This window comes from Pollutimonas rozaliensis (assembly GCF_048751585.1).
GTDB lineage: Bacteria > Pseudomonadota > Gammaproteobacteria > Burkholderiales > Burkholderiaceae_B.
Window position 1 is genome coordinate 71,121 of sequence record NZ_JAZHOB010000011.1, and the last position, 23,701, is coordinate 94,821.

The following is a 23,701-nucleotide window of genomic DNA, read 5'->3' on the forward strand; positions in this document are numbered from 1 at the left end:
TGCACAGCCCTATGCTCACGTCCCAGCACTTCGTCCCGACCTCGCAGCGGTACTTGCGGGGGCTGGCCTGCATGGCGCTATGCCTGTTTCTTGCGGCTTGCGGCTTTCACCTGAAAGGCGCTGTGCCCTTGCCGTTCAGCACGATCTACACCAATATCGAAGAAAATTCCGAGTTCGGTTCGGGCATACGGCGGGCCATCGTCGCCAGCTCGCCCGCCACGCGCTTCGTGTCCGAGCCCGCCCAGGCGCAAGCCCGGCTGACCCAGTTGGCCAACACGCAATCGCTGCGCGAGCTTTCCCTTGATGCCCAGGGGCGGGTGGAAGAATACGAACTGAATCTGGAATTCGTGTTCCAGCTTACCGACGACAAGGGACACATCATTCTGCCGCCGACCACCTTGCGGTCTACGCGTGAAATTCCTTACGACGACTCCGTGGTCCAGGCCAAGCAAGGGGAAATCGGCATCGTGTTCAAGGAAATGCAGCAATCCCTTATAGACCGCGTGGTGCGCAGGCTATCCTCGCCGGACGTCGCCCATGCTTTCGCCAACGCCGAATCTCAGCCCGTGGACGAAACTCCCGGCGCCGCGACACCGGCCGCTCCCGCCATGCAGGCCCCCACGCCCTGGGGCGCTCCCCGTATCGTGCCGGATGCCGGCTTGTTCTAGGCCATGGGACGCCGCCTCGACGCAGACAGTCTTTTAAATCAGTTTAAAAAGACGCCTACGCCCAACCTGGATGCGCTGTATGTCGTGTCGGGCGACGAGCCGCTGCTGGCCATAGAAACCTGCGACGCCATCCGTGCTGCCGCAACGCAGGCCGGATACCGCGAACGCGTCAGCCTGGTGCTCGATGCGCGCAGCGATTGGTCCGCCCTGATCGGCGCCACCCAGAATGTGTCGCTGTTCGGCGATCAGCGCCTGGTCGATGTTGCCATACCCACAGGCAAGCCGGGCAAAACGGGCGGCGAAACCTTGCAGAAGCTTGCCGCCATGGTGGAAAGCCGCGCCTTGGCCGACACACTGGTGCTCGTCAATCTGCCCCGCCTGGACAAGGCCACGCGCAACGCCAAATGGGCGTCGGCTCTGTTCGACGTGGCCACCTCCATCGAGGTCGCGACGATCGAACGCGCGGCGCTGCCGCGCTGGATCGCGCAGCGCCTGGCCCGCCAGGACCAGCAACTGGACGCGGCGACGCTGGACTGGATGGCCGATAAAGTCGAAGGCAACTTGCTGGCCGCCTTTCAAGAAGTGCAGAAGCTGGCGCTTTTATACCCGCCCGGGAAGATCAGCGCGCCGGATGTTGAACGGGCGGTGTTGAATGTGGCCCGCTACGACGTATTCGGCTTGCGCGATGCCATGCTGGCCGGCAATGCCTCCAAGGCGCTGGCCATGCTGGCCGGCCTTAGGGCGGAAGGCGAAGCCTTGCCCCTGGTATTGTGGGCCATAGGCGAAGAGGTCCGTGTGCTGGCACGCCTGGCGGCCGTGCAGGCCGCCGGCCAGGATTTCCAGGCGGAACTGCGCCGGCAACGGGTATTCGGGCCGCGCGAACAGCTTTTGCGCCAGACACTGTCCAGGGTGCCGCAACGCGCCTGGCCCGCGGCTGTGCAGCATGCGCACGACATCGACCGCCTGATCAAGGGCTTGAAAGTTGCCGGCCGGCTGGACGACCCTTGGGAAGAGCTGGGACGCCTGGCCCTGCGCATCGCCGTCGTCCGGCAGACCGGGCCGCGCTGATCCTGCGCGAGGCGCCATGCCACGCATCCAAAATACTGGGATAATCCCTAAAAGCACGCAAACAATACACTGCCATGACACACCATACCGACACCTCCTTCGCGGCCGAAGACGCCATCACCGACATGAGCATTCTTGGCCGGCAAGCCCGCCAGGCGGCCCGGCTGATGCGTAACGCCCCGGGGCAGGCCAAGGCGCAGGCGCTGCGCGCCATGGCCGAGCGCCTGCGGCAAAACAAAACCGCCCTGCAAGCGGAGAACGCCCGCGACCTGGCCGCCGCCAAGAAGAATCAGTTGGCCCCGGCCCTGCTTGACCGCCTGACGCTGTCGGACAAGGCCATCGACACCATGGCCGCCGGCCTGCTGCAGATTGCCGACATGCCCGATCCCATCGGCAGCCTGGGCGCGACCACCATCCGGCCCAACGGCATGCGGGTCGCCCAGATGCGCGTCCCGCTGGGCGTCATCGGCATCATTTACGAATCACGGCCCAACGTCACCATCGACGCCGCCGCGCTTTGCCTGAAGTCGGGCAACGCGACGATACTGCGCGGCGGCAGCGAAGCCCTGCATTCCAACGTCGCGCTGGGCGCCATCATCGGCCAGGGCCTGGCCGATGCCGGCCTGCCGGCCCAGGCGGTGCAAGTGGTGGGCACCACCGATCGCGCCGCCGTCGGGCAATTGATCACCCTGACCGATTACATCGACGTCATTGTTCCGCGCGGCGGCAAGGGGCTCATCGCAAGGCTGGCGGCCGACGCCAAAGTCCCGCTGCTCAAGCACCTGGATGGCAATTGCCACCTCTACCTGGACGCGGCCGCCGACCTGGACAAGGCACACGACATCGCGGTCAACGCAAAGACCTACCGCTATGGCATATGCGGCGCCATGGAGACCTTGCTGGTCCATGCGGACATCGCGCCGCGCATCCTGCCGCGCCTGGGCAAGACCCTGTCCGACAAGGGCGTGGAACTGCGCGGCTGCGAACGTACACGCGCCCTGCTGCCGCAGGCGCTGGCCGCCACCGAAGAAGACTGGCTTACCGAATACCTGGCGCCCATATTGGCCATCCGCATCGTCGACAGCCTGGACCAGGCCATGGACCACATCGCCCGCTACAGCTCTGAACACACGGAATCCATCATTACCGAGGACCTGCGCGCGGCCGACCGATTCCAGCACGAGGTCGATTCCAGTTCGGTCTACGTCAACCTGCCGACCTGTTTCGCCGATGGCTTCGAATATGGCCTGGGCGCTGAAATCGGCATTTCGACCAACCGCCTGCATGCGCGCGGGCCGGTCGGGCTGGACGGCCTGACCACCCTGAAGTGGGTGCTGACCGGCGACGGCCAGTTGCGCGGGTAGTCGGCCAGCCATGCTCTGGATAAAGACATTCCATATTCTGTTCGTCACGTCGTGGTTCGCCGGCCTGTTCTACCTGCCGCGCATCTACGTAAACCTGGCGCAGGCCCAGGATGCTTCCGTCCAGGCCTGCCTGCTGGGCATGGCGCGCCGCTTGTACCGCTTCATGACGCCGCTGGCCGTGCTGGCCATCGCGTTCGGCTTGTGGCTGTTCGCCGGCTACGGCATCGGCATGGGGCAAGGCTGGATGCACGCCAAGCTGGCCGCCGTCGTCCTGCTGCTTGCCTACCATCTGTCTTGCGGCCGCATGCTGAAAAAATTCGAGCGCGGCGCGAACACGCACAGCCATCGGTTCTACCGCTGGTTCAACGAAATTCCGGTTCTTTTGCTGCTGATTGTCATTGCATTGGTAGTCCTACGGCCTTTTTAACTAGTTAAACCATGACTGACACCAAACCCGGCAAAACGCTTACGCTGAAGAAAAAGACGCCTGCCGCGTCCGACTCCGCCACTGACGGCGAACGCCGCAAACGCAGCGGCGCACGCGCGCGCCAGGTTGAACAACTGGAGCGGGAACGCGAAAAGCAGCGGCAGGCACGCGTTGCGGCGCCGGTGGCTGCGCCCCGCCCCGCCGCCGGCAAACCAGCGGATGCCCCGGCCCGGCGTCCCGGCAAGCCACGCGATGACGCCCCCGCCCCAAGGACCGGCCGGCCAGCCCCTGCCACGCAGCGGCAAGAGCCGGAACAGCGCGAACCCGTCATCCAGCGCAGCGCCACGCGCCGGCCCCGACACACCGCCAAAGCCGAAATCTTTCCCATATTCGCCCCCTGCCCGCAGGGGCTGGAAGAGGCTCTGGCCGCGGAAATGCAGGCGCTGGGGTTCGACGACGCCCAGCCCGCGCGCGCCGGCTGCCGCTTCCATGCCGACTGGACCGGCGTATTGCGCGCCAACCTGTATTCACGCCTGGCCACGCGCATACTGGTCCAGGTGGCTCATGGCCCCGTCCGGCACGAAGACGACATACTGGAATTGGCGCAGGACACGCCATGGGAACGCTGGTTCGGCGCCGAACAAACCCTGCGGGTCGATACCTCGGCCATACGCAGCCCCATGCAAAGCCTGCAATATTGCAATCTGCGCGCCAAGGACGGCATTTGCGACCGCCTGCGCGATCTCGAAGGCGAGCGGCCCAGCATCGATACCGTCAGGCCCGATGCGCGGGTGCATCTTTTCCTGGACGAGGACAGCGCCACCCTTTACCTGGACACGTCCGGCGAATCGCTCTTCAAGCGCGGATGGCGGCTTGAGAAAGGCGAAGCGCCTTTGCGTGAAAACCTGGCGGCCGGCCTGCTGGCCCTTTCCGGCTGGGACCCTGCGCAGGCATTGCTGGACCCATTCTGCGGCAGCGGCACCATACTTATCGAAGCCGCCTGGATAGCGCTGGGCGTGCCGGCGGGCATCTGGCGGCCTTTCGGCTTCGAAAGGCTGCGCGATCACGATGCGCGCCACTGGCGCGACATCAAGGACGAAGCGCGCTCGCACATTGCCACGCAACTGGAAAGCCCCATTGTCGGCTACGACCTGGATTCGCGCGCCATCGATGCCGCCCGGGCCAACCTGGAACGCGCCTGGCTGACGCCCGATTCCATACGCTTTGAAATCGGCGACGCCAGCACGGCGCCGCCCCCCGCCGACACCGGCTGGCTGGTAACCAACCCGCCTTACGGCGAACGCTTGCCCGACGACGATTCCGGCCTGTGGCGCGCCTGGGCCCAGAACCTGAAACAGCGCTACAGCGGCTGGCACGTCAATATCATTTCCAGCGATCTGGACCTGCCCAAGCAAATGCGTCTGAAACCTTTGCGGCGCTATCCTCTGCATAACGGCGGCCTGGACTGCCGCCTGTTCAGCTTCGAAATGGTGGAAGCCAGCTACCGGAAGGAAAAATAGTCGCTGCCGCGCCACGTTTTTTTGCATCGCAACATTGCCGCTTGCTTTTTACTAGGGTTAACCCGTATAATAGGGTTAACCCTTGAACGAAACGTTCAATTTTCATGTAAGAGGCCAAGCTATGATCAACGTAGGCAAAGACACCCGTTTAACCGACGAACTCGAGCGTCAATTGATGATGCGCGCCATTGAAGAACAATACCGCTTCAAGCCGGTCGCGGCCCTGAAAAAATTGTTCGCCAAGCTGTCTACCGCATCAAAAAGCGTACAGTCTCAGCCGCGCGCGACTGCCACGGCCCATTCCGCAGGCTAATTCCGGCCGCTGTCCCGCCTGAATCTCGGCCCACGCCGCAGGCAGGACGAATCGCCGTACCGCACCCCGAAAGCTGGATATGCTCCAGCATTTTGGGGTGTTTTACATGGCGCGCCCGGAATGCACGATAATAACGGCCATTGTTTCCCTCGGCTGTTATTGCAATGCATCATAATTCCCCCTCCCGCTCCGATTTTTCGACGCCCAGCCGCTGGCGCCGTTTCGCCTGCATGATGTATGAAGGTGTGCTGCTGTTCGGCGTGGTCTTCCTGGCCGGCTATCTGTTCGATACGCTTACGCAAAGCCGCAACGCGCTCATGCTCAGGCATGGCCGGCAAGCCATCCTGTTCATCGCCATAGGCGTGTACTTCATCATGTGCTGGCGCAAGCGCGGCCAGACGCTGCCCATGAAAACCTGGAATATCCGGCTGGTCGACCGCAACGGGGCCAGTCCGCCGGCAGGCAGGCTGGTTTTGCGCTACGTGCTGCTGTGGCCCATACCGCTGCTGGCCGCCCTGCTGGTGCTGGCCGCGTCGCGCGCCACCGGCTACAGTTCCACCGACCTGTTCATCGTCTTCACCCCCTTTACCCTGTTCATCTGGACCTGGATCGACAGGGACGGCCAATTCCTGCATGACCGAATTTTGGGAACCCGCCTGATAGATGTCCAAAAGCCATAGCGTTTCACAGTGGAAACCCTAATGTCATTCGCTTTCTGAAACGTAGGGATTGCACAGAATCGGCTTGTCGTTCATGCTTCGGGGTAAAAGGAGCTAGCGCCCTCCCCACGCCCTGTTGAATCCAAAAGACAATGAACGACCAATACTCGGAGCTGTACCCGTCTTACCAGTGGTTTGTCCCTTCTCAATTCAACATCGCGCAAGCGTGCGTACACCGGTGGGCGGAAAATCCCGTTGAAGGCCGGCGCATTGCCATTTTCCATGAAAACGAGCTTGGACAGCGCGAAGTCTGGACTTATTCACGCCTGTCCGAGACGGCCAACCAATTGGCCAGCGGCCTGGTCAAGATGGGCGTCATGCCCGGGGACCGCGTAGCCATCGTCATGGGGCAGCGCCCCGAAACCGTGGCGTCGTACATGGCCGCCTTCAGTGTGGGTGCCGTTGTACTGCCGTTATCGCCGCTGTTCGGCGCCGACGGCCTGGCCGTGCGCCTGAAAGACGCCGAGGCCCGCGTGGCCATCGTCGATGCCTCGACCGGACCCGAACTGCTTAAAGCGCAATTGCAATGTCCGGCGCTTACACAGATCATAGGCGTGGACTTCCAGCACGAGGCCATCCTTCCCTGGCGCTCGCTGCTGGCACGCCAGCCTACGGCCTTCCGCCTGGTGCCCACCAAATCCAGCAGCCCCGCGTTGCTGCTGTATACCTCGGGAACCACAGGCGCCCCAAAAGGAGCATTGTTGCCTCACAGCGCACTTATCGGCAACCTGCCCGGCTTCGTCGCGTCGCAAAACTGGTTTCCGCAAAAGGGCGATATATTCTGGAGTCCCGCCGACTGGACCTGGACCGGCGGACTGATGGACGCGCTGCTGCCCACCCTGTATTTCGGCCATGCCATCGTGGGCGCGCTGGGCCGGTTCTCGCCCACCCGCGCCTTCGAAATCATGGAACGCTACCAAGTCACCAACACCTTCCTGTTTCCCACTGCGCTCAAGCTGATGATGCAAGAGATCCCGCAGCCGCGCGAACATTACCGGCTGGCGCTGCGCGCCATGATGGCCGCCGGCGAAAGCGTGGGCCAGGTCGCTTTCGAATGGTCCCAGCAGGCGCTGGGCGTCACGCCCAACGAAATGTTCGGGCAGACGGAAATGAATTACCTCGTGGGCAATAGCCACCGCAAATGGATGGCCAAGCCCGGCAGCATAGGCCGGCCCTATCCCGGCCATCAGGTCGCCGTGGTCGATGCGCATGGACAGCCTTGCCCCGTGGACACCGTGGGCGAAATAGCCCTGAATCGCTACGATATCCACGGCCATCCCGATCCCGTCCTGTTTCTTGGATACTGGCGCAATGAGGCCGCCACGCAGGCCAAGTTCATCGGGGACTGGTGCCTGACGGGCGACCTGGCCTCCATCGACAAGGACGGCTATTACTGGTACGCGGGCCGCAGCGACGACGTATTCAAGAGCTCGGGCTACCGCATAGGCCCCGGCGAAATCGAAGACTGCCTGCTGCGCCATGCGGCCGTCGCCAACGTTGCGGTGGTACCCAAGCCCGATGCCACCCGGGGCGCCGTCATCAAGGCCTATGTAGTCCTGAAGCCTGAAGCGCGGCAGCACGACAGCGATGCTCTGCAGGCCGAACTGCAAGAACATGTAAAGCAGCGCCTGGCACCCTACCAGATGCCTCGCGAAGTCGAATTCGTCGACCAGCTGCCGCTGACCAGCACAGGCAAAATCCGCCGCCATGTCCTGCGCGCGCGTGAGCAGCAGCGCATCGCCGCGGCTGAAAAATCGGGCAAATAGTCTGGCGCCAGGCCCCGCCCGCCTCCATGGCGGTGAAACGATATGGGCTAAAATCAGCCTATGAAAGATCAATTCAAGAAGTACCTGCTACCCGACCACAGTGCGCGGATCCAGGCGGTAAGGCTGACCGAAGCCTGGCAGACCGGCCTTGCCCACCAATCCTATCCCGAATGCGTCCAGCGCCTGCTGGGCGAACTGCTGGCCGCATCCATATTGCTGGCTTCCAACATCAAATTCGATGGTTCGCTAGTCCTGCAGTTGCAGGGCGATGGCCCGATTTCCCTGATCGTGGTGGAATGCAATGCCGACCTTTCGGTGCGTGCCACGGTCAGCCTGCGCGAAGGCCACGACGTGCCGGCCGACGGCACCTTGCAGGCCTTGCTGAACACCCAGGGCAAGGGGCGCTTCATTGTCGTGCTCGATCCCAACCGCGAAACCACCGGCATGCAGCCCTACCAGGGCGTGATTCCGCTGGAAGGCGACTCGGTGGCGCATGTGCTGGAATCGTATATGCGCAATTCCGAGCAATTGGACACGCGGCTATGGCTGGCGTCCGACTCCACCCATGCGGCCGGCTTGCTGCTGCAGCGCCTGCCCACCCAGGGCGGAACGGAACCCATCGTCGAGCACTCGCCCGACGAAACCTGGAAAAGAGTGTGCCACCTAGCCTCCACGGTCAAGCAGGAAGAGTTGCTTGAACTGGATACCGACACCCTGATCCATCGCCTGTTCTGGGAAGAGAACCTGATCGCCTACGAGCCGCAGGACGTCCGCTGGCACTGTCCCTGCACACGCGAGCGCGTCGCCAACATGCTGCGCGGGCTGGGGCGCGAAGAGATCGAAGAGATACTGACCGAACAGGAGCAGGTGGATATCGTCTGCAATTTCTGCGGCAAGCCTTATCACTTCGATGCGGTCGACTGCGCAAGCCTGTTCGTGGACAACCTGGGAACCTCGTACGACGGAGACGATTCGGTCCATTAGCACCTGTTCACCTTGACAGGCCTTAAGCACTATCCACAATCGACGCCGTACCGGCGCATGGATACATTGCGTCCATGTGCCCCAAGCGTCCTTTCCCATTTATCCCCGGCGCCCGCGCGCCGCGCCAATCCGGCGCCAGCCTGATCGAATTCTCCATCGTGGCCATACCGATACTGCTGGTGGGGCTGGGCAGCGTCGACATCGCCGCCTGGTTCTTCACACGGCAGGCGGCCAGCCTGGCGCTGCTTGAAGCCGGCCGCGCGGGCATCGTCGGGCACGCCCATCCCGATGCCATGGTGCAGGCCTTCGAACAGGCGCTGCTGCCGCTCTTTCCCGACTCATCCAGCCAGGCCAGCCGGCAAAAATTGCAGAACGCATTGCACAAGCGCAGCGTCGAAACCGGCGGGCCGCCCTGGCAAATCGAGATCCTGTCCCCCACACCCGATGCGTTTCGCGACTTCGCCGACGGCTCCGTTTCTGTGCGGGGCCAGGGCGCGCTGGCCGCCATCAACAATAGTTACCAGCAGGAACAAGACCTGAAGCGGCGTGGACAAGGTTGGGAACAGGGCCGGGGCCCCGCATCCGGGGCCTCGATTTTCCAGGCGAACACGCTGGTGCTGCGCCTGAGCTATCTGCACGAACCGGTGCTTCCTGGCATGAAAAGCCTGATACGCATGCTGGGAAGCGAAAATGGCTCATACCGCCAGCATGCGCTGGCGCGGGGCTATTTGCCCCTGGTTCGTGAAATCGCGCTGGGCATGCAGTCGCACCCGGTGGACTGGCCTCTGCCCCCTGGCGGAAAAATCGTCAGGGGGCAAAGCGCGGCATTGGCGCAATCACCCACACAACCAGGCTGCGCGGGCATCCAGTGCGGCGGCCCCGAAAGCCCTGTGCATGCCGGCCCCAGTCCATCCCTGCCGCTCGCTCCGATACAGCCCGATCCCGGCGGCACGGCGCACATCCCCGCAGGCAACGACCCGCCGCCCGGCAGCGAACATCTGGCGGTCTCGCCGGACGATCCGGCCTGTGGGGTCGTGCTGTGTTGCGCGCCCGCCTGACGGGACGCCTAGATGCAAAGAAACCGTGTCTTGCGGCCCTAATTGCCTTTCCGTTGCGGTATGGCCGGCGTTTTTATTTGCGGCTCGCGCTCGTGCGGGGCCAGTATCTGCACGTAGACCTCGCCTTGCTTGATCATGCCCAGCTCAGCCCGGGCGCGCTCTTCGATAGCGGCCTTGCCCGACTTCAGGTCCTGAACCTCGGCCTGCAGGGCATTGTTGCGCGCCAGCAGGGCATCGTTGGTCTCTTGCTGGCTGGTGACCTTTCTTTGCAGTTCCTGCACACGCAGCCAACCGCCCTTCCCCCACCACAATGGATATTGGGTAATGGCGGTCAGCAATACCAGGATAATAAGTAAAAGTCGCATGTATCGGACAAAAAAACAGCCCGGCCGGAGCCAGGCTGCCGATTAGCGCAGGTTATAGAAAGCGTCGCGGCCGGGATAGGAAGCCACTTCGGCCAGTTCTTCTTCGATGCGAAGCAACTGGTTGTACTTGGCCATGCGATCGGAACGCGACAAGGAGCCGGTCTTGATTTGCATGGCATTGGTAGCCACGGCGATGTCGGCAATGGTGGAGTCTTCGGTTTCACCCGAGCGATGGGAAATGACGGCCGTGTAGCCGGCGCGCTTGGCCATCTCGATGGCGGCGAAGGTTTCGGTCAGTGTGCCGATCTGGTTGATCTTGATAAGGATGGAGTTGGCGATGCCCCGGTCTATGCCTTGCTTCAGGATCTTGGTGTTGGTCACGAACAAGTCGTCGCCCACCAGTTGAACGCGCTTGCCCAATTGATCGGACAGCAGCTTCCAGCCGTCCCAGTCGTCTTCGGCCATGCCGTCTTCGATCGAGATGATGGGGTATTTATCGCACCAGGAGGCCAGCAGGTTGGAGAAGTCCTGCGGCGTCAGCGACACGCCGCCCTCGCCGGCCAGATGGTATTTGCCGTCGCGATAGAATTCGGAACTGGCGCAATCCAGGCCCAGCGCGATCTGCGAACCGGCTTCATAGCCGGCTTCGGAAATCGCTTGCAGGATAAGCTGGATGGCGGCCTCGTGGTTGGCCACGTTGGGCGCGAAACCGCCCTCGTCGCCCACGGCGGTGGACATGCCCTGCTTGTTGATCAGCTTCTTCAGGGCGTGGAAAACTTCGGCGCCCATGCGCAGCGATTCGCGAAAGCTGCTTGCCCCTATGGGCAGGATCATGAATTCTTGCAGATCCAGGGTATTGTTGGCGTGAGCCCCGCCGTTGATGACGTTCATCATGGGCACCGGCATCTGCATGGGACCGCTGCCGCCGAAATAACGGTATAGCGACAGGCCCGAATCGTCGGCCGCGGCGCGCGCCACGGCCATGCTGGCCGCCAGGATGGCATTGGCGCCCAGGCGGCTTTTGGATTCGGTTCCGTCCAAGTCGATAAGGGTGCGGTCGACGAAGGTTTGTTCCTGGGCGTCCAGGCCCATGAGCGCTTCGGAGATTTCAGTGTTCAGGTTCTCGACGGCGCGCAATACGCCCTTGCCCAGGTAGCGCTTTTCGTCGCCGTCGCGCAGCTCGATGGCTTCGCGCGCGCCCGTGGATGCGCCTGAAGGCACGGCAGCGCGCCCCATGGCGCCCGATTCCAGCAAAACGTCACATTCGACGGTGGGATTGCCGCGAGAGTCGAGAATTTCACGACCAATGATATCTACGATTGCACTCATGATTTGACTGTCCTGCTTGAAGATAAGGTTACGCTGAAAGGGCTGGCCAAGGCGCTTGCGAGAGCTGAATCCGACTGGAACAAGCGCGAACGCCCGATTGTACCCCGGTGCCGAGCGCTGGCGGGTTACATCAAGTTTAAATGATGGGAAATTTTACGGCTCCCGCCGCAAGCGTTCTTCCAGCGTGTGCAGCATGGCGCTCAGGTCGGCCAGTTGCTCCGCCGACAGGCCTTCGAATATATTTTCGATGAACGCCGTGCGTCGCGGCAGCATATCCTGGACGGCATTGCGGCCGCTGGGCGTCAACGTCACATTGGTCAGGCGGTTGTCGCCTGGATCGGTATGGCGCTCGACCCAGCCCATCTGTTCTATGGCCTTTATCTGGCGTGTCAAGGACGCCGGATCCATCGGAAGATCGCGCGCAAGCTGCTTCTGCGAGCACTCCCCCGAACGGTACAAGGCCAGCAGTATGCGCCAGCGGGGCATGGAGTGCCCGATGTCGGCTTCAAAAGCGGACATCAGTGCGCGATAAGTACGGCCCAGCTGCTGTATGGCCTGCAACTGGGGGATATCAGCCATTGGAAGCATCCTCCTGCCTTGCCGGCGGCGACGCACCCGCCGTCCGCGACAAACGGATCAGCGGCAGGCGATAGACCCATGCCAAAGCGATGACCGCCACCAGCAAGGCGGTGGCCAGGCCATGATGGACCGCCGACACCAGCGCCACCCGCGCCACTTCGATGAAGGATTCTCCCAGCAGGCCCTGGCGCTGTAAATGCGCCATGAAATCGCTTTGTATGGCATGGTTGACCAGCACCTGCGGATCCTCAAGCATGCTCAGCCATGACGTGCCCTGGCCTTGCGGCACCGCCTGGCGAACGCCGCTGACGTAGTAGTTCGTCACCAGGGTGCCGACAATAGTGGTGCCCAGCATGCCGCCTATCATGCGCACCGATTGCAGCATGGCGGTGGAAATGCCCAATAGCGAGCGCCCCGCCGTTTCCTGGGCGAACACGGTCAGATTGGGCATGACAAAGCCCAGGCCCAATCCGGCCAGGATCATGTACAGAACGACCAGCAGCTTCGGCGTGGACTGCTGCATCAGGACAATGCCCACACAGGCCAGAACCAGCAGGACGAAACCGGCATAAAGCATGTGATTGGGCTTGGAGAGTCGGACAATGATGCGGGCATTGGTGACGCTGCCCAGCGTAATGCATACCACCAGCGGCGTGATCAGCAGCCCGACCTGCTGCGGCGTCATGCCGAAACCGCCTTGCAGGAGCAGCGGTATATAAAACAGCAAGGCAAACATGATGAAGCCGACGAACAGCGATAGGCAAAATAGCGTGGCCAGGCTTTTGTTGCGGAACATATCCAAAGGCAGCAAAGGCTGCGGACAGCGCTTTTCCCAGTACAGCAGCGCGGCGAATACAAACAAGGACGAAACGCCCAGTAGCACCATGGACAGGCTGGCGCCTTGCGTGGGCAGCAGCTCGACGAACAGTTGCAGGCTGCCCAGGCCCAGCGCGATCAGCACGGCCCCCTGCCAGTCCAGGCGGATATCCTTCGATTGCGCCTGGCGTATATGGGGCAGGAAGCGCCAGACGAAATACAGGCTGACGATCCCTATGGGCAGGTTCACGAAGAATACCGAGCGCCAACCCGTGTATTGGGTCAGGAAGCCGCCCAATGACGGACCGAAGGCGTTGGCGATTCCAAATGCGGCGCTAAGCAGCATTTGCCAGCGCAGGCGCACGTGCGAATCCGGGAACAGGTCGGGCACACAGGCGAAGGCCGTGCCTATCAGCATGCCGCCGCCTATGCCCTGCAAGGCCCTGGCCAGGGCCAGTTGCAGCATGGTGTCGGCCATGCCGCACAAGACCGATGCCAGCATGAATACGATGATGGACGCGACGACAAAGGGCTTGCGGCCGTAGTAGTCGCCCAGCCGGCCGAAGATGGGAATGGTGATGACGGAAGTCAGCAGGTAGGCCGTGGCTACCCAGGCATACAGTTCAAAGCCATTGAGCTCGGCCACGATGGTGGGTAGCGCCGTGCCCACCACGGTCTGGTCGACGGCCACCATCATGGTCACAAAACACAGCCCCAGCATGGCCAGAAGCGACTGGCGCACGGACAGCACCCGTCCGGTTTCGGTGGATAGTGGAGCGGGCGTAGCTGGCATGCTTAACCTTGGACTTATCAATCATTGATAAGTCAATGATTTTAGCAAAGGCCTTGCCAAGGAGCAAGGTAAAGCAAGGAAGATTTCAGCCGCGAAGAACGGCAAAGCGCGTTTCGTGCCGCGCCTGTAACAGCCGGCTTGACCGTTAAAGGTTCAGGCCCCTTCCACGATGTACATATTCATGACGGCGGCGCGCTCGCGGGCATTGCGGGCCCGGCGGTACTGCGCGGAGTTATAGAAGGCGCGCGCGGCCGCCATGCTGGGAAACTGCAAAATCACCGTGCGGCCCGGATCGCGGCCCTCCAGGGTTTCCGTCTTGCCGCCCCGGACCAGCACCTTCACATCGTGCGCGCGCATGGCCAAGGTGGAGAAGCGGCGATATTCCTCGTATTTTTCGGGATTGGTCACAAAAACATTGGCGATCACATAGGCTGTCATAGGCAAACTCTTGTCAAAGCTGAAGCAACTAACGAACAAGCACTATACAAGAAAGAATTCGCCCTGGAACCGCCGCATGCGGCGCTCTACCCCCTGCCAGACGCGCCTTTGCACAGCGGCCGCTATTCATCCATCGTGGCGGCTTCAGGGTATTCCCCAAAATCGTCAAAACAAATTGACGTTTAGTATAGTTTTAGATAATATGTCTAAATGGATGAAACACAAGACACCGCCGGACAGGCCCTACTGCTCAGCCAGCTGGAAAAAATCGCCGAGGGCATAGCCGCCACCTTCGAACCCTTCTGCGAAGTCGTGGTGCATGACCTGACCGATCCGAAGCACGCCATCGCCTGCCTGAAGAACAACCTTTCAGGCAGGCAGGTCGGCGATCCCGCGACCGAGCTGGGCCTGGCCCGCATCCTGGACAAGGAGTATCCGCAGGTTCTGGCCAGCTACCCGAATCAGTTTTCGGACGGACGGCAAGTCAAAAGTTCCTCCATCGGCATCAAGGACATCAATGGCCGCTATGTGGCGGCGCTCTGCCTGAACATGGACATCAGCATGTTCCAGAGTCTGTCGGTCTTCCTGGACAAGCTTGTCTCCACGACCCCCACGGGCGCGCGGGACACCCTGGATCCCGGCAATGCCGCGTTGCTGCGGGCCAAGATCGACGAATTCTCGGCCTCGCTCGCGACCACCCCGCGCGCACTGAACAAGAAGGACAGGAAGACCCTGGTCCGTACGCTCAAGCAGCAAGGCTTCCTGGAGATCAGGAACGCGGCCGCCGTGGTCGCCCAGCATCTTGGCGTTTCGCGGGCGACCGTCTACGGCGATGCCAAATGATCGCGGGCCGCCGCGCACCGCTTTCATAGAGATCGCTTCCCTTCCACCCTACCCCACCGTGCCATGACGCAAACAGACATCGAACAGCAATTCAATCCACGAGTCTCGATATCCGCGGCCGAGGTCGACCGCTACGCCGCAAGGGCTTCGGCGCTGAGCCTGGCCACGCGCGAGCGGTGGTCGCAGCGCAAGGCATGCCGTCTGGATGTGCCTTACGGGGAATCCAGGCTTGCAACGCTGGACATATTTCCCGTCGCCGATCCCCGCGCGCCCCTTCATGTCTTCCTGCACGGCGGCTATTGGCGGGCCCGCGACAAGGCGGACTACAGCTTCGTTGCCGATGCGCTGGCGCCTCATGGCATTTCGACCATCGTCATGAACTACGACCTCTGTCCGGAAGTCGAGGTGGGCGCCATTGTCGAACAGGTCAAACACGGCTTCTCCTGGATCCGGGACAATGCCGGCGCTTTCGGCTGCCAGACCTCGAACCTGACGGCATCCGGGCACTCGGCCGGCGCGCACCTGATCGCCGCCGCGCTGTCCGATCCCGCCCACGACGCCGGGCCGCACGCGGCACTGCTGATCAGCGGCATCTACGAACTGGAGCCTGTGCTGCACATCTCGGTGAACGAGCAGATACGCTTGCGGCCGGAAGCGGTCGATGCCCTGAGTCCGCTGCGCCATCCCCCCCGCCGCCCTTGCAACCTGGCCATGGTGGCCGGCTCGGCCGAGCCGCCGGCCTGGGTGGCGCAGAGTCGCGATTTTGCGAACCTGTGCAAACAGGGGGGGCAGGACTGCCTGTATGGGGAACTGCCCGACGACAACCACTATTCCATCATGACGCATTTCGAGTCGCCCTCGGGCTGGCTCAGCCGGCTTGCCGCCGGCATGGCGCTGCGCGCCGCCGACTTTCCCCCAACCTACGGTGTCCATCAAAAATGAGAAACAGCCCATTACGACCTTTTGTCGCCAAAGTGTTTGCCACCGCTCTCATGGGCGCGGCCTTCCTGAGCCCCGCCAGCGCGCAGGACCAGTTTCCCCAGCCCGGCAAAAGCATCCGCCTGATCATCCCCTTCGCGCCTGGCGGCGTCACCGATACCAGCGGCCGGATCATCGCCGAGAACCTGTCCAAGCGGCTGGGCACCCAGGTCGTCGCGGAGAACCGGCCCGGCGCTTCCGGCAATATCGGCACCAATGCCGTCATGACCGCCGCACCCGATGGCTACACACTGATGCTGGCGCTCGATGGCAGCCTGGTCATCAATCCGCATGTCATGAAGAGCCTGGCCGGTTTCCATCCCAGCAAGAACCTGACGCCGGTCGGCAACATCGGCAATTCCACCATCATTCTGGTGGCCCACCCCAGTGTGCAGGCAAACACCTTGAAGGAAGTCATCGAGCTGTCCAAGAAAACGCCCGAAGGCCTTTCCTACGGCACCTCGGGCACAGCCAGCATCGTGCATATCGCGGGCGAGCTCCTGACACAGAAGACCGGCGCCAAGCTGGTACATGTGCCCTACAAGGGCGGCGCGCCGGCCGTCAACGATGTGGTGGCCGGCCACATCCCCCTGGCCTTCGTCTCCGCCGCCTCGGTCCAGGGCTACATCAATATGGGCCAGTTGAAGCCCATTGCCGTGCCCACCGCCAAGCGCTCCCCCTTCTATCCCAAGGTCGAGACCTTCCAGGAGAACGGCGTGGCTGATTTCAACGTCAGTTCCTGGGTCGGCCTGATGGCTCCGCCCAAAACACCGCAGGCCGTCGTCGACAAGCTCAATGCGGAATTGAATGCGGTACTAGCCGACGAAAACACAGTCAAGCGCCTGAACGGCATGGGCATAGAACCCTTGCCCGGCACAGCGCAGGACTTCGCCTCGATGATCGATGCCAACTTCACGCTTTTCGACAGTGTGATAAAAAGCTCAGGAATCAGCCTGGACTAGTCTTCATTGAGGGCTGGCAACCCCAGCCCTCAACCTTCAATTCAAGAGTTGCATGAATCAAAGCATTGACAAGCGCGCCATCCGCAGCGCCAACAGCACCGCCATTCCCGCTCCCGGAGGCCACTATTCCCATGTTTGCACCGCGGCGGGCCTGGCCCATATTTCGGGCCAACTTCCAATAGACGCCCAGGGCAAGCCCATGACTGGCCAGCCCTTCGAATCCCAGGCGCTACAAGTGCTGGCCAACCTGGAGGCCTGCCTGCAAGCGGTCCGCCTGACACCCCAGGACCTGGTCCAGGTACGCATTTACCTGACCGACATGGAAAACTGGCCCAGCTTCAATCAATACTATGCAAAATGGCTGGGCGAACACCGGCCGGCCCGCATCATCGCGGGCGTCGCGGCATTGCACTACGGTCTGGAACTGGAAGTGGAAGCCGTGGCGCTGGCGGCTCGGGAACAATAAATAAACAGGCCGGCTCGGGCGCCGGCCTGTGTCGGGGGCTGCCTGCCCCGACGGTTTTCCAACGATGGAATGGCCGAAAGCGCTACAGCGCCTCGGGCTTTGCCTTGACCACCCGATCAAGGGCCACCAGCGACTCCAGCAATGCCGCCATCTGCTGCAGCGGCACCGCGTTGGGGCCGTCGGACAGGGCCTGGTCGGGATTGGGATGGGTTTCCATGAACAGGCCCGCAATGCCCACCGCGACGGCGGCGCGCGCCAGGATGGGCACGAACTCGCGCTGCCCGCCAGAGCTGCTGCCCTGCCCGCCCGGAAGCTGCACCGAATGCGTGGCGTCGAACACCACCGGGCAATTGGTTTCGCGCATGATGGCCAGTGAGCGCATATCGGAAACCAGGTTGTTGTAGCCGAAGGAAGCGCCGCGCTCGCACACCATGATGTTGTGCCCGTCGCCCCCGGCGGCTATGGCCGCCGCGCGCGCCTTGGCCACCACCTGAGCCATATCGTGAGGCGCCAGGAACTGGCCCTTCTTGATATTGACAGGTTTCAGCGTGGCCGCGCAGGCGTGGATGAAGTCGGTCTGCCGGCATAGAAAGGCCGGCGTCTGCAAGACATCGACCACGGCCGCCACATCGGCGACCTGCTCGGTCGTATGCACGTCGGTCAGCACCGGCACATTCAACTGAGCGCGCACGTCGGCCAGTATCTGCAAGCCCTCATCCCGGCCCGGACCGCGATAGGACTTGTCCGAGCTGCGGTTGGCCTTGTCGAACGAGCTTTTGTAGATGAAGGGTATGCCCAGCTTGCCGGTCATTTCCTTCAGGATGCCCGCCGTATCGAAGGCCATCTGGCGGGACTCGATGACGCAAGGCCCCGCGATCAGAAAAAAAGGCTGGGTCAGGCCGGCTTCAAATCCGCATAGTTTCATGGCTATTCCTTGCTCTGGGCTTCCTTGCGCGTCGCCTGGTAATCGATGGCGGCGCGTATGTAGCTGGAGAAAAGGGGATGCCCGTCGCGCGGCGTGGAGGTGAATTCCGGATGGAATTGCACACCCATGAACCACGGATGGTTGGGCAGCTCCATGATCTCGGGCAGGTTTTCCGTGGGCGTGCGCGCACTGATGACCAGGCCGGCCTCTTCCAGGCGCGACACGTACACATTGTTCACTTCATAGCGATGGCGGTGCCGCTCGTTGACTTCGTTGCCGTAGATCTTGCTGGCGCGGGTGTCCGGCTTGACCGGGCAGCGCTGCGCGCCCTTGCGCATCGTGCCGCCCAGGTCCGAAGTCTGATCGCGTTTTTCAATCTTGCCTTCGCGATCCTGCCATTCGGTAATCAGTGCCACCACCGGATGCGGTGCGGACGGATCGAACTCCGTGCTGTTGGCGCCGCCCAGCCCGGCCACATGACGCGCGAACTCGACCACGGCAAGCTGCATCCCCAGGCAAATACCCAGGTAAGGCACGCCGTTTTCGCGCGCATAGCGGATGGCGGCTATCTTGCCTTCCGTGCCGCGCTTGCCGAAGCCGCCCGGCACCAGAATGGCATCCAGGCCCTTCAGGCAATCAGTGCCTTCGGATTCGATCTGCTCGGAATCCAGGTATTCGATCGACACCTTCGAATTGGTGTGTATCCCTGCATGAATCAGCGCTTCGCTTAGCGACTTGTACGACTCGGTCAGGTCGACATACTTGCCCACCATGCCGATGCGCACCTGGTGCTGGGGATTCTCGATGGCGTCCACCAGGCGATCCCACACGGTCAGGTCGGCGGGCGGCGGCGTCAGGGCCAGCGCATCGCACACCAGATTGTCCAGGCCCTGCTTGTGCAGCATGGCTGGAATCTTGTAGATGGAGTCCGAATCCCATACGGAAATCACGGCATCCAGCGGCACGTTCGAAAACAGGGAAATCTTGGCCCGCTCTTCGTCCGGAATCGGACGGTCGGCACGGCACAGCAAGGCATTGGGATAGATACCGATTTCGCGTAGCTTCTGGACCGAATGCTGCGTAGGCTTGGTCTTGAGCTCGCCCGCCGAGGCAATGAAAGGCACCAGCGTCAGGTGCACGAAAGCGGCATTGTTGCGCCCCAGGCGCAAGCTCATTTGCCTTGCGGCTTCCAGGAAAGGCAGCGACTCGATGTCGCCCACCGTGCCGCCGATCTCGACGATAGCCACATCGGTTTCGCCATTCCATGCGGATTTTGCGCCGCGCGCCACGAAATCCTGGATTTCGTTGGTGATATGCGGAATGACCTGTACCGTCTTGCCCAGATAGTCGCCGCGGCGCTCTTTGCGCAGCACGGATTCGTAGATCTGTCCGGTCGTGAAGTTATTGACCTTGCGCATGCGCGTGGAAATGAAGCGCTCGTAGTGGCCCAGATCCAGATCCGTCTCGGCCCCGTCTTCGGTCACGAAGACTTCCCCATGCTGGAAGGGGCTCATGGTGCCCGGGTCGACGTTGATGTAGGGATCGAGCTTCAGGAGGGTGACGCGCAGCCCTCGGGATTCAAGGATGGCGGCAAGCGAAGCAGCGGCAATGCCCTTGCCCAGGGAGGAAACGACGCCTCCCGTTACAAATACGTATTTGGTCATTGTAAATTTACATGCCCGGGGCTACCGGACAGGAGCAGGAAATTTGGATTATAGCCGGGACGGGACGGCTTGTTGGCGGGCGGGGGAGAATATTGCTGTTTTGGATTGGGCGGTGTTGTGGTTCCACACCGGGCGGTGAACCTGGGCCCGGGGACCCGGGCTATAGAGGATCAAGCGTTGCCCATCCGTGGTTTTTGCAACTTATGCGACGACGAATTCGAGATGTTTTCCTAAAGCCTTAAAGGCTTCGTTGATCGTATCGATCTTGGTGGCTTGGCGCACATTGACAATGCGATTGATCTGCGTTGGCGAGACATCCATCCGCCTGGCCAGCTCTGCTTGTTTGACACGCTGCCGGACCATTTCATTAAGCAATTGAACTTTGACCGCGATGCTGGCGGGAAGCTCGACATACTGTTCACCCTTTTTTACCCTGGATGGAGCAGGCACCTCTCGCAAGTCCTCGAAATAGAATTCGAGTGCGGTCAACAGAGCATCGTGAGCCATCTCGCGGGCGTGTTCCAGCGTATCGCCACAGGTGATTGCTTCCGGCATATCCGGAAATTGCACCATATAGCTTTCGCCGTCTGGAGTGATCTTGACTGGATATTTATTTGGCATGATGTTTCCGGCTCCTACATTCGCACAACTTGATGGGGGCTGTTGCACTTGCAGGCCTGCACGCACTTTGCAACTCTTGACCTAAAGTTGACTTGAAGTTTTACACTGGTTGTAGAAGTTTTTTCAATTAGTGAGAGCACACGAATGGACACTGATATTTCCGCCTACCTTGAACATATCCAGTACCACGGGCAACGCCAAGCCAGCTTGAAAGTACTTCACGAACTTCACATCAAACATACCCAAGCCATTCCCTTCGAGGCCCTGTCCCCTTTTACCGGCTTGACGGTAAGCCTGGACATCGATGCGTTGCTGGACAAGTTCATTAAGCAAAAGCGCGGGGGCTATTGCTATGAGCACAATTCGGTATTCCAGCATGTATTGCGGAATATGGGATTTACCGTGGATGGGCTTGCGGCGCGTGTCCGCCTGAACGCCGAGGACGGCGTCCTTACCCCGCGCAGCCATATGCTGCTGCTTGTCGAGGTAGAGGGCGAACAGTTTATTGCCGATACCGGATTCGGCGGCCTGACCCTGACAGCGCCGATTCGGTTTATGACCGATATCGTCCAGGACACCCCGCATGGACCGTATCGCCTGCTAGGCAGGGGCGATGCCTATTGCCTGCAAACCAAGACCAGGGGCGAATGGCAGGATCTGTATATCTTTGATCTGATGCGGCACTACCCGCCGGATTATGAAGTATTCAACTGGTATACGTCGACGCATCCAAGCTCCCACTTCGTCAACAACCTGATCGCGGCCCGCCCCGCGCCAAAAGGCCGGCATGCTTTGCTAAACAGGCAGTATTCGTTCTACCACTTGGAGGGCCGCGTCGAAAAGAAGCCGCTTGATTCGGTGGAAGACATCATCGACGTGCTGGAGAATGAGTTTCGGATATCGACTTCGGGGATACCCAATTTGAATGACAGGCTTGCAGCGATGATTGCCGCGTAGTGCCCTGCTCCTATTGGATGGCTATGATCGGTATCGCTTGCACCGGCAACAGCCCGGCGGCATGCCTGAGCGCCCGCCGGTCCCTTCAGTGCAACTTCATCTAGACGACGGCTGGCGACCATTCGGCCAGCAGCTTGGGCAAGTCGGCCATGCTGGTAAAGACCTGTGCCACGCCCACAGCCCGCAACGCTTCCGCAGCGCTGTGGCCCGCGGTGTCGGGGCTATAGCCGAATACCGTTGCTCCAGCCGCGACGCCGGCGGTGGCGCCTGTAACGGTGTCTTCAACAATAGCGCAGCGAGATGGCGCCACACCTACGGCTTGTGCGGCGGCCAAGTACACGTCGGGAAACGGCTTGCTGCGCGGCAGGTCCTGGCCACTGAAGACCCGTCCTGTGAAGCAATCCGCAATCCCCACTTTGGTCAGTTGCAGTTCGACTTTCTTTATGTCGGCGCCGGAAGCAACGGCAATGCGACCATCCAATATCTCATGCAAGGCGCGCACGGCTTCGGGTGCGCCGGCGATCTCGACCAGATCCCGGTCCAGCGCTTCGTTGCGGCGCTGGCGGAATTGCTTGGTCCACTTGTCGTCGATGCGGAATCCGGTGCGGGCTTCGATTAAAGCGGTTTCATCCCTGACAGCTTTGCCGGTGAAGATACGCATGCATTCTTCAAGGGTGATAGGCCAGCCCAACTCGTTGAGCATTTGGGTCAGGATGCGGTTGGTGATGGGTTCGGAGTCCACGAGGACGCCATCGCAGTCAAAGAGGACTGCATCGAAGGGGAAATCTGTCATGTTGATAGTTTAGAACGTCACGGCGGCGGTATGGAAATCGGCCAAAGGAAGTCTATCATCTATGTCGGCATGCGGCCCTGCGCGAAAGCTCACCGACTCTCCGAGAATGACAGGGAAAATATCTGTACCCGCAGGGCTCTCAACTGCAAACTAGGGCGCTTTGGCCTTGAACTGCACATGCTCAATGCGGTGCCGTCCGTTGTTCTTGGCCGCATATAGTTGCTGATCTACGGCTTTGATGAAGCCAGCAGGCCCGACCTGCCCATCTGGCACCACTGTGCCCGCGCCTATGCTGACAGTGACGCGCCTGCCATGCGGCGACAGTGCATGCACGATAGACTTCTTCTGGAGCAATCGCTGGCAGCGTTCAGCGACTTTCCGGGCCACCCCCGCATCGGCTTCGGGCAGCAGCACGACAAACTCTTCCCCGCCGTAGCGCGCAACAAGATCGCGAGGACCATCCAGTGCCAAATTCAGCGTCTGGGCGATATCCACCAAGCACTGGTCACCCTGAGCGTGGCCATACAAATCGTTGTACTGCTTGAAAAAATCCACGTCGAACAACAACATAGACAGCGGGTGGCGTTCGCTGCGCGCACGCTCCCACTCCAATTCGAAACTACTGTCAAAGCGACGTCGGTTGGCAATATTCGTCAAGCCATCCTTGAATGACAGGACCTCCAATTCTTTTTGCAAGCTCAACAGCTCCTGCTCGGTCTTCTTGCGTTCGGTGATGTCAAACATGAAGCCGACCAGCGCTTCGGCCTCGCCTCTGTCATTGCGCACCACATGCACAACGTCGCGAATCCACACATAGCCGTTGTCCTTGGTCAGCGCTCGGTAGTCCGCCTCATGATCTATGCCGGCTTGGGATTGGGTGACGCAGAAATTCACCACATATTCGCGATCCTCGGGATGCATGCGCATGGCCCAGTCTTCCACGCTAACCCAACTTTCGGGGATCCAGCCCAGCAACGCCTCAATCTGAGGACCGATATAGGCGAATTTCATCGTGGCCCAATCGATCTTCCAAGGAATCGCCTTGGTGGACTCCAGCAAGGTTCTGTACACTGCGTTGTCATCCAAAAACTTGCTGACGTCGGACATACCCTATCCTTCCTCGATCAATATTAACAAGCCACTTTAGCCTAAAGCCGTCGACCACGAAAATTTACTGGACGACCGTTTCTGGGCCGTTTCCAGACGCAGCGATATTAGTCATCCGTAGCCAAAGGCTCAACCGTAAGCTTGAATCCCATGATATGGATTACCTTAAACAGCGTAT

25 protein-coding genes are annotated in these 23,701 nt (G+C 61.1%); 15 read left to right on the top strand and 10 right to left on the bottom strand.

Annotated elements, in window-relative coordinates; genetic code table 11:
* Positions 1-11 precede the first annotated feature (11 nt).
* From V0R37_RS19820 to V0R37_RS19865, 10 genes are all read left to right on the top strand, one after another.
* The gene (locus V0R37_RS19820; RefSeq protein WP_420376197.1) at positions 12-668 is read left to right on the top strand and encodes an LPS-assembly lipoprotein LptE; all 657 of its coding nucleotides are present in this window, start codon (positions 12-14) and stop codon (positions 666-668) included.
* 3 nt (positions 669-671) lie between these two features.
* Positions 672-1,736 carry a DNA polymerase III subunit delta gene (gene holA / locus V0R37_RS19825; protein WP_420376198.1) on the top strand — a complete coding sequence of 355 codons (1,065 nt, stop codon included), beginning with the start codon at positions 672-674 and terminating at the stop codon, positions 1,734-1,736.
* Positions 1,737-1,810: 74 nt separating this feature from the next.
* Positions 1,811-3,100 carry a glutamate-5-semialdehyde dehydrogenase gene (locus V0R37_RS19830; RefSeq protein WP_420376199.1) on the top strand — a complete coding sequence of 430 codons (1,290 nt, stop codon included), beginning with the start codon at positions 1,811-1,813 and terminating at the stop codon, positions 3,098-3,100.
* 10 nt (positions 3,101-3,110) lie between these two features.
* Entirely contained in the window at positions 3,111-3,527 is a 417-nt protein-coding gene (locus V0R37_RS19835) for a CopD family protein (RefSeq protein ID WP_420376200.1), read from the top strand.
* A gap of 11 nt (positions 3,528-3,538) precedes the next feature.
* The gene (locus V0R37_RS19840; RefSeq protein WP_420376201.1) at positions 3,539-5,047 is read left to right on the top strand and encodes a THUMP domain-containing class I SAM-dependent RNA methyltransferase; all 1,509 of its coding nucleotides are present in this window, start codon (positions 3,539-3,541) and stop codon (positions 5,045-5,047) included.
* A gap of 82 nt (positions 5,048-5,129) precedes the next feature.
* Entirely contained in the window at positions 5,130-5,360 is a 231-nt protein-coding gene (locus V0R37_RS19845; protein ID WP_420376202.1) for a hypothetical protein, read from the top strand.
* A gap of 164 nt (positions 5,361-5,524) precedes the next feature.
* The gene (locus V0R37_RS19850) at positions 5,525-6,040 is read left to right on the top strand and encodes an RDD family protein (protein WP_420376203.1); all 516 of its coding nucleotides are present in this window, start codon (positions 5,525-5,527) and stop codon (positions 6,038-6,040) included.
* A gap of 131 nt (positions 6,041-6,171) precedes the next feature.
* Positions 6,172-7,845, top strand: coding sequence for an acetate--CoA ligase (locus V0R37_RS19855; protein WP_420376204.1), 1,674 nt, complete (start codon positions 6,172-6,174; stop codon positions 7,843-7,845).
* A 60-nt stretch (positions 7,846-7,905) separates the two neighbouring features.
* Complete coding sequence (gene hslO, locus V0R37_RS19860) at positions 7,906-8,829, top strand: Hsp33 family molecular chaperone HslO (RefSeq protein WP_420376205.1); 924 nt, start codon at positions 7,906-7,908, stop codon at positions 8,827-8,829.
* Positions 8,830-8,903: 74 nt separating this feature from the next.
* Positions 8,904-9,887 (top strand): TadE/TadG family type IV pilus assembly protein, encoded by a 984-nt coding sequence (locus V0R37_RS19865; RefSeq protein ID WP_420376206.1) that lies wholly within the window; start codon positions 8,904-8,906, stop codon positions 9,885-9,887.
* A 38-nt stretch (positions 9,888-9,925) separates the two neighbouring features.
* Here the strand turns inward: V0R37_RS19865 and ftsB are convergent, their stop codons facing one another.
* The 5 genes from ftsB to V0R37_RS19890 form a co-directional block, all read right to left on the bottom strand.
* Positions 9,926-10,252 carry a cell division protein FtsB gene (gene ftsB / locus V0R37_RS19870; protein WP_420376207.1) on the bottom strand — a complete coding sequence of 109 codons (327 nt, stop codon included), beginning with the start codon at positions 10,250-10,252 and terminating at the stop codon, positions 9,926-9,928.
* A gap of 42 nt (positions 10,253-10,294) precedes the next feature.
* Positions 10,295-11,581 (bottom strand): phosphopyruvate hydratase, encoded by a 1,287-nt coding sequence (gene eno, locus V0R37_RS19875; RefSeq protein ID WP_420376208.1) that lies wholly within the window; start codon positions 11,579-11,581, stop codon positions 10,295-10,297.
* A 153-nt stretch (positions 11,582-11,734) separates the two neighbouring features.
* Entirely contained in the window at positions 11,735-12,160 is a 426-nt protein-coding gene (locus V0R37_RS19880) for a MarR family winged helix-turn-helix transcriptional regulator (protein ID WP_420376209.1), read from the bottom strand.
* A complete protein-coding gene (locus V0R37_RS19885) occupies positions 12,153-13,769 on the bottom strand; it encodes an MFS transporter (RefSeq protein ID WP_420376210.1) in 1,617 nt (538 codons plus the stop codon). Before V0R37_RS19885 ends, V0R37_RS19880 begins: the two co-directional genes overlap by 8 nt.
* Before the next feature lie 153 nt (positions 13,770-13,922).
* Positions 13,923-14,207, bottom strand: coding sequence for a DUF1330 domain-containing protein (locus V0R37_RS19890; RefSeq protein WP_420376211.1), 285 nt, complete (start codon positions 14,205-14,207; stop codon positions 13,923-13,925).
* Between the two features lie 210 nt (positions 14,208-14,417).
* On the opposite strand from V0R37_RS19890, the gene V0R37_RS19895 reads away from it, so the two are divergent.
* From V0R37_RS19895 to V0R37_RS19910, 4 genes are all read left to right on the top strand, one after another.
* Entirely contained in the window at positions 14,418-15,050 is a 633-nt protein-coding gene (locus V0R37_RS19895) for a helix-turn-helix transcriptional regulator (protein ID WP_420376212.1), read from the top strand.
* A gap of 63 nt (positions 15,051-15,113) precedes the next feature.
* Positions 15,114-15,992, top strand: coding sequence for an alpha/beta hydrolase (locus tag V0R37_RS19900; protein WP_420376213.1), 879 nt, complete (start codon positions 15,114-15,116; stop codon positions 15,990-15,992).
* The gene (locus V0R37_RS19905) at positions 15,989-16,990 is read left to right on the top strand and encodes a Bug family tripartite tricarboxylate transporter substrate binding protein (RefSeq protein ID WP_420376214.1); all 1,002 of its coding nucleotides are present in this window, start codon (positions 15,989-15,991) and stop codon (positions 16,988-16,990) included. The genes V0R37_RS19900 and V0R37_RS19905 overlap by 4 nt, the downstream gene beginning before the upstream one ends.
* A gap of 52 nt (positions 16,991-17,042) precedes the next feature.
* Positions 17,043-17,456, top strand: a complete 414-nt coding sequence (locus V0R37_RS19910; RefSeq protein ID WP_420376215.1) for a RidA family protein — start codon at positions 17,043-17,045, stop codon at positions 17,454-17,456.
* A gap of 82 nt (positions 17,457-17,538) precedes the next feature.
* Here V0R37_RS19910 and kdsA read toward each other — a convergent pair whose 3' ends face one another.
* The 3 genes from kdsA to V0R37_RS19925 all read right to left on the bottom strand — a co-directional run bounded on the left by kdsA (position 17,539) and on the right by V0R37_RS19925 (position 20,666).
* The gene (gene kdsA / locus V0R37_RS19915; protein ID WP_420376216.1) at positions 17,539-18,381 is read right to left on the bottom strand and encodes a 3-deoxy-8-phosphooctulonate synthase; all 843 of its coding nucleotides are present in this window, start codon (positions 18,379-18,381) and stop codon (positions 17,539-17,541) included.
* A gap of 2 nt (positions 18,382-18,383) precedes the next feature.
* Entirely contained in the window at positions 18,384-20,045 is a 1,662-nt protein-coding gene (gene pyrG / locus V0R37_RS19920; protein ID WP_420376217.1) for a CTP synthase, read from the bottom strand.
* A 201-nt stretch (positions 20,046-20,246) separates the two neighbouring features.
* Positions 20,247-20,666, bottom strand: coding sequence for a type II toxin-antitoxin system HicB family antitoxin (locus tag V0R37_RS19925; protein ID WP_420376218.1), 420 nt, complete (start codon positions 20,664-20,666; stop codon positions 20,247-20,249).
* A 144-nt stretch (positions 20,667-20,810) separates the two neighbouring features.
* Here V0R37_RS19925 and V0R37_RS19930 point away from each other — a divergent pair, with 144 nt between their 5' ends.
* A complete protein-coding gene (locus tag V0R37_RS19930) occupies positions 20,811-21,623 on the top strand; it encodes an arylamine N-acetyltransferase family protein (RefSeq protein ID WP_420376219.1) in 813 nt (270 codons plus the stop codon).
* A gap of 100 nt (positions 21,624-21,723) precedes the next feature.
* Here the strand turns inward: V0R37_RS19930 and V0R37_RS19935 are convergent, their stop codons facing one another.
* Positions 21,724-22,416 (bottom strand): HAD family hydrolase, encoded by a 693-nt coding sequence (locus V0R37_RS19935; protein WP_420376220.1) that lies wholly within the window; start codon positions 22,414-22,416, stop codon positions 21,724-21,726.
* A gap of 150 nt (positions 22,417-22,566) precedes the next feature.
* Complete coding sequence (locus V0R37_RS19940) at positions 22,567-23,523, bottom strand: sensor domain-containing diguanylate cyclase (RefSeq protein WP_420376221.1); 957 nt, start codon at positions 23,521-23,523, stop codon at positions 22,567-22,569.
* Positions 23,524-23,701 lie beyond the last annotated feature (178 nt).

Bases quoted from the DNA above. Each gene is read 5' to 3' on its own strand.
- V0R37_RS19820 (WP_420376197.1), top strand. From the start codon at position 12: ATGCTCACGTCCCAGCACTTCGTCCCGACCTCGCAGCGGTACTTGCGG.
- holA (WP_420376198.1), top strand. From the start codon at position 672: ATGGGACGCCGCCTCGACGCAGACAGTCTTTTAAATCAGTTTAAAAAG.
- V0R37_RS19830 (WP_420376199.1), top strand. From the start codon at position 1,811: ATGACACACCATACCGACACCTCCTTCGCGGCCGAAGACGCCATCACC.
- V0R37_RS19835 (WP_420376200.1), top strand. From the start codon at position 3,111: ATGCTCTGGATAAAGACATTCCATATTCTGTTCGTCACGTCGTGGTTC.
- V0R37_RS19840 (WP_420376201.1), top strand. From the start codon at position 3,539: ATGACTGACACCAAACCCGGCAAAACGCTTACGCTGAAGAAAAAGACG.
- V0R37_RS19850 (WP_420376203.1), top strand. From the start codon at position 5,525: ATGCATCATAATTCCCCCTCCCGCTCCGATTTTTCGACGCCCAGCCGC.
- V0R37_RS19855 (WP_420376204.1), top strand. From the start codon at position 6,172: ATGAACGACCAATACTCGGAGCTGTACCCGTCTTACCAGTGGTTTGTC.
- hslO (WP_420376205.1), top strand. From the start codon at position 7,906: ATGAAAGATCAATTCAAGAAGTACCTGCTACCCGACCACAGTGCGCGG.
- V0R37_RS19865 (WP_420376206.1), top strand. From the start codon at position 8,904: ATGTGCCCCAAGCGTCCTTTCCCATTTATCCCCGGCGCCCGCGCGCCG.
- ftsB (WP_420376207.1), bottom strand. From the start codon at position 10,252: ATGCGACTTTTACTTATTATCCTGGTATTGCTGACCGCCATTACCCAA.
- eno (WP_420376208.1), bottom strand. From the start codon at position 11,581: ATGAGTGCAATCGTAGATATCATTGGTCGTGAAATTCTCGACTCTCGC.
- V0R37_RS19880 (WP_420376209.1), bottom strand. From the start codon at position 12,160: ATGGCTGATATCCCCCAGTTGCAGGCCATACAGCAGCTGGGCCGTACT.
- V0R37_RS19885 (WP_420376210.1), bottom strand. From the start codon at position 13,769: ATGCCAGCTACGCCCGCTCCACTATCCACCGAAACCGGACGGGTGCTG.
- V0R37_RS19890 (WP_420376211.1), bottom strand. From the start codon at position 14,207: ATGACAGCCTATGTGATCGCCAATGTTTTTGTGACCAATCCCGAAAAA.
- V0R37_RS19895 (WP_420376212.1), top strand. From the start codon at position 14,418: ATGGATGAAACACAAGACACCGCCGGACAGGCCCTACTGCTCAGCCAG.
- V0R37_RS19900 (WP_420376213.1), top strand. From the start codon at position 15,114: ATGACGCAAACAGACATCGAACAGCAATTCAATCCACGAGTCTCGATA.
- V0R37_RS19905 (WP_420376214.1), top strand. From the start codon at position 15,989: ATGAGAAACAGCCCATTACGACCTTTTGTCGCCAAAGTGTTTGCCACC.
- V0R37_RS19910 (WP_420376215.1), top strand. From the start codon at position 17,043: ATGAATCAAAGCATTGACAAGCGCGCCATCCGCAGCGCCAACAGCACC.
- kdsA (WP_420376216.1), bottom strand. From the start codon at position 18,381: ATGAAACTATGCGGATTTGAAGCCGGCCTGACCCAGCCTTTTTTTCTG.
- pyrG (WP_420376217.1), bottom strand. From the start codon at position 20,045: ATGACCAAATACGTATTTGTAACGGGAGGCGTCGTTTCCTCCCTGGGC.
- V0R37_RS19925 (WP_420376218.1), bottom strand. From the start codon at position 20,666: ATGCCAAATAAATATCCAGTCAAGATCACTCCAGACGGCGAAAGCTAT.
- V0R37_RS19930 (WP_420376219.1), top strand. From the start codon at position 20,811: ATGGACACTGATATTTCCGCCTACCTTGAACATATCCAGTACCACGGG.
- V0R37_RS19935 (WP_420376220.1), bottom strand. From the start codon at position 22,416: ATGACAGATTTCCCCTTCGATGCAGTCCTCTTTGACTGCGATGGCGTC.
- V0R37_RS19940 (WP_420376221.1), bottom strand. From the start codon at position 23,523: ATGTCCGACGTCAGCAAGTTTTTGGATGACAACGCAGTGTACAGAACC.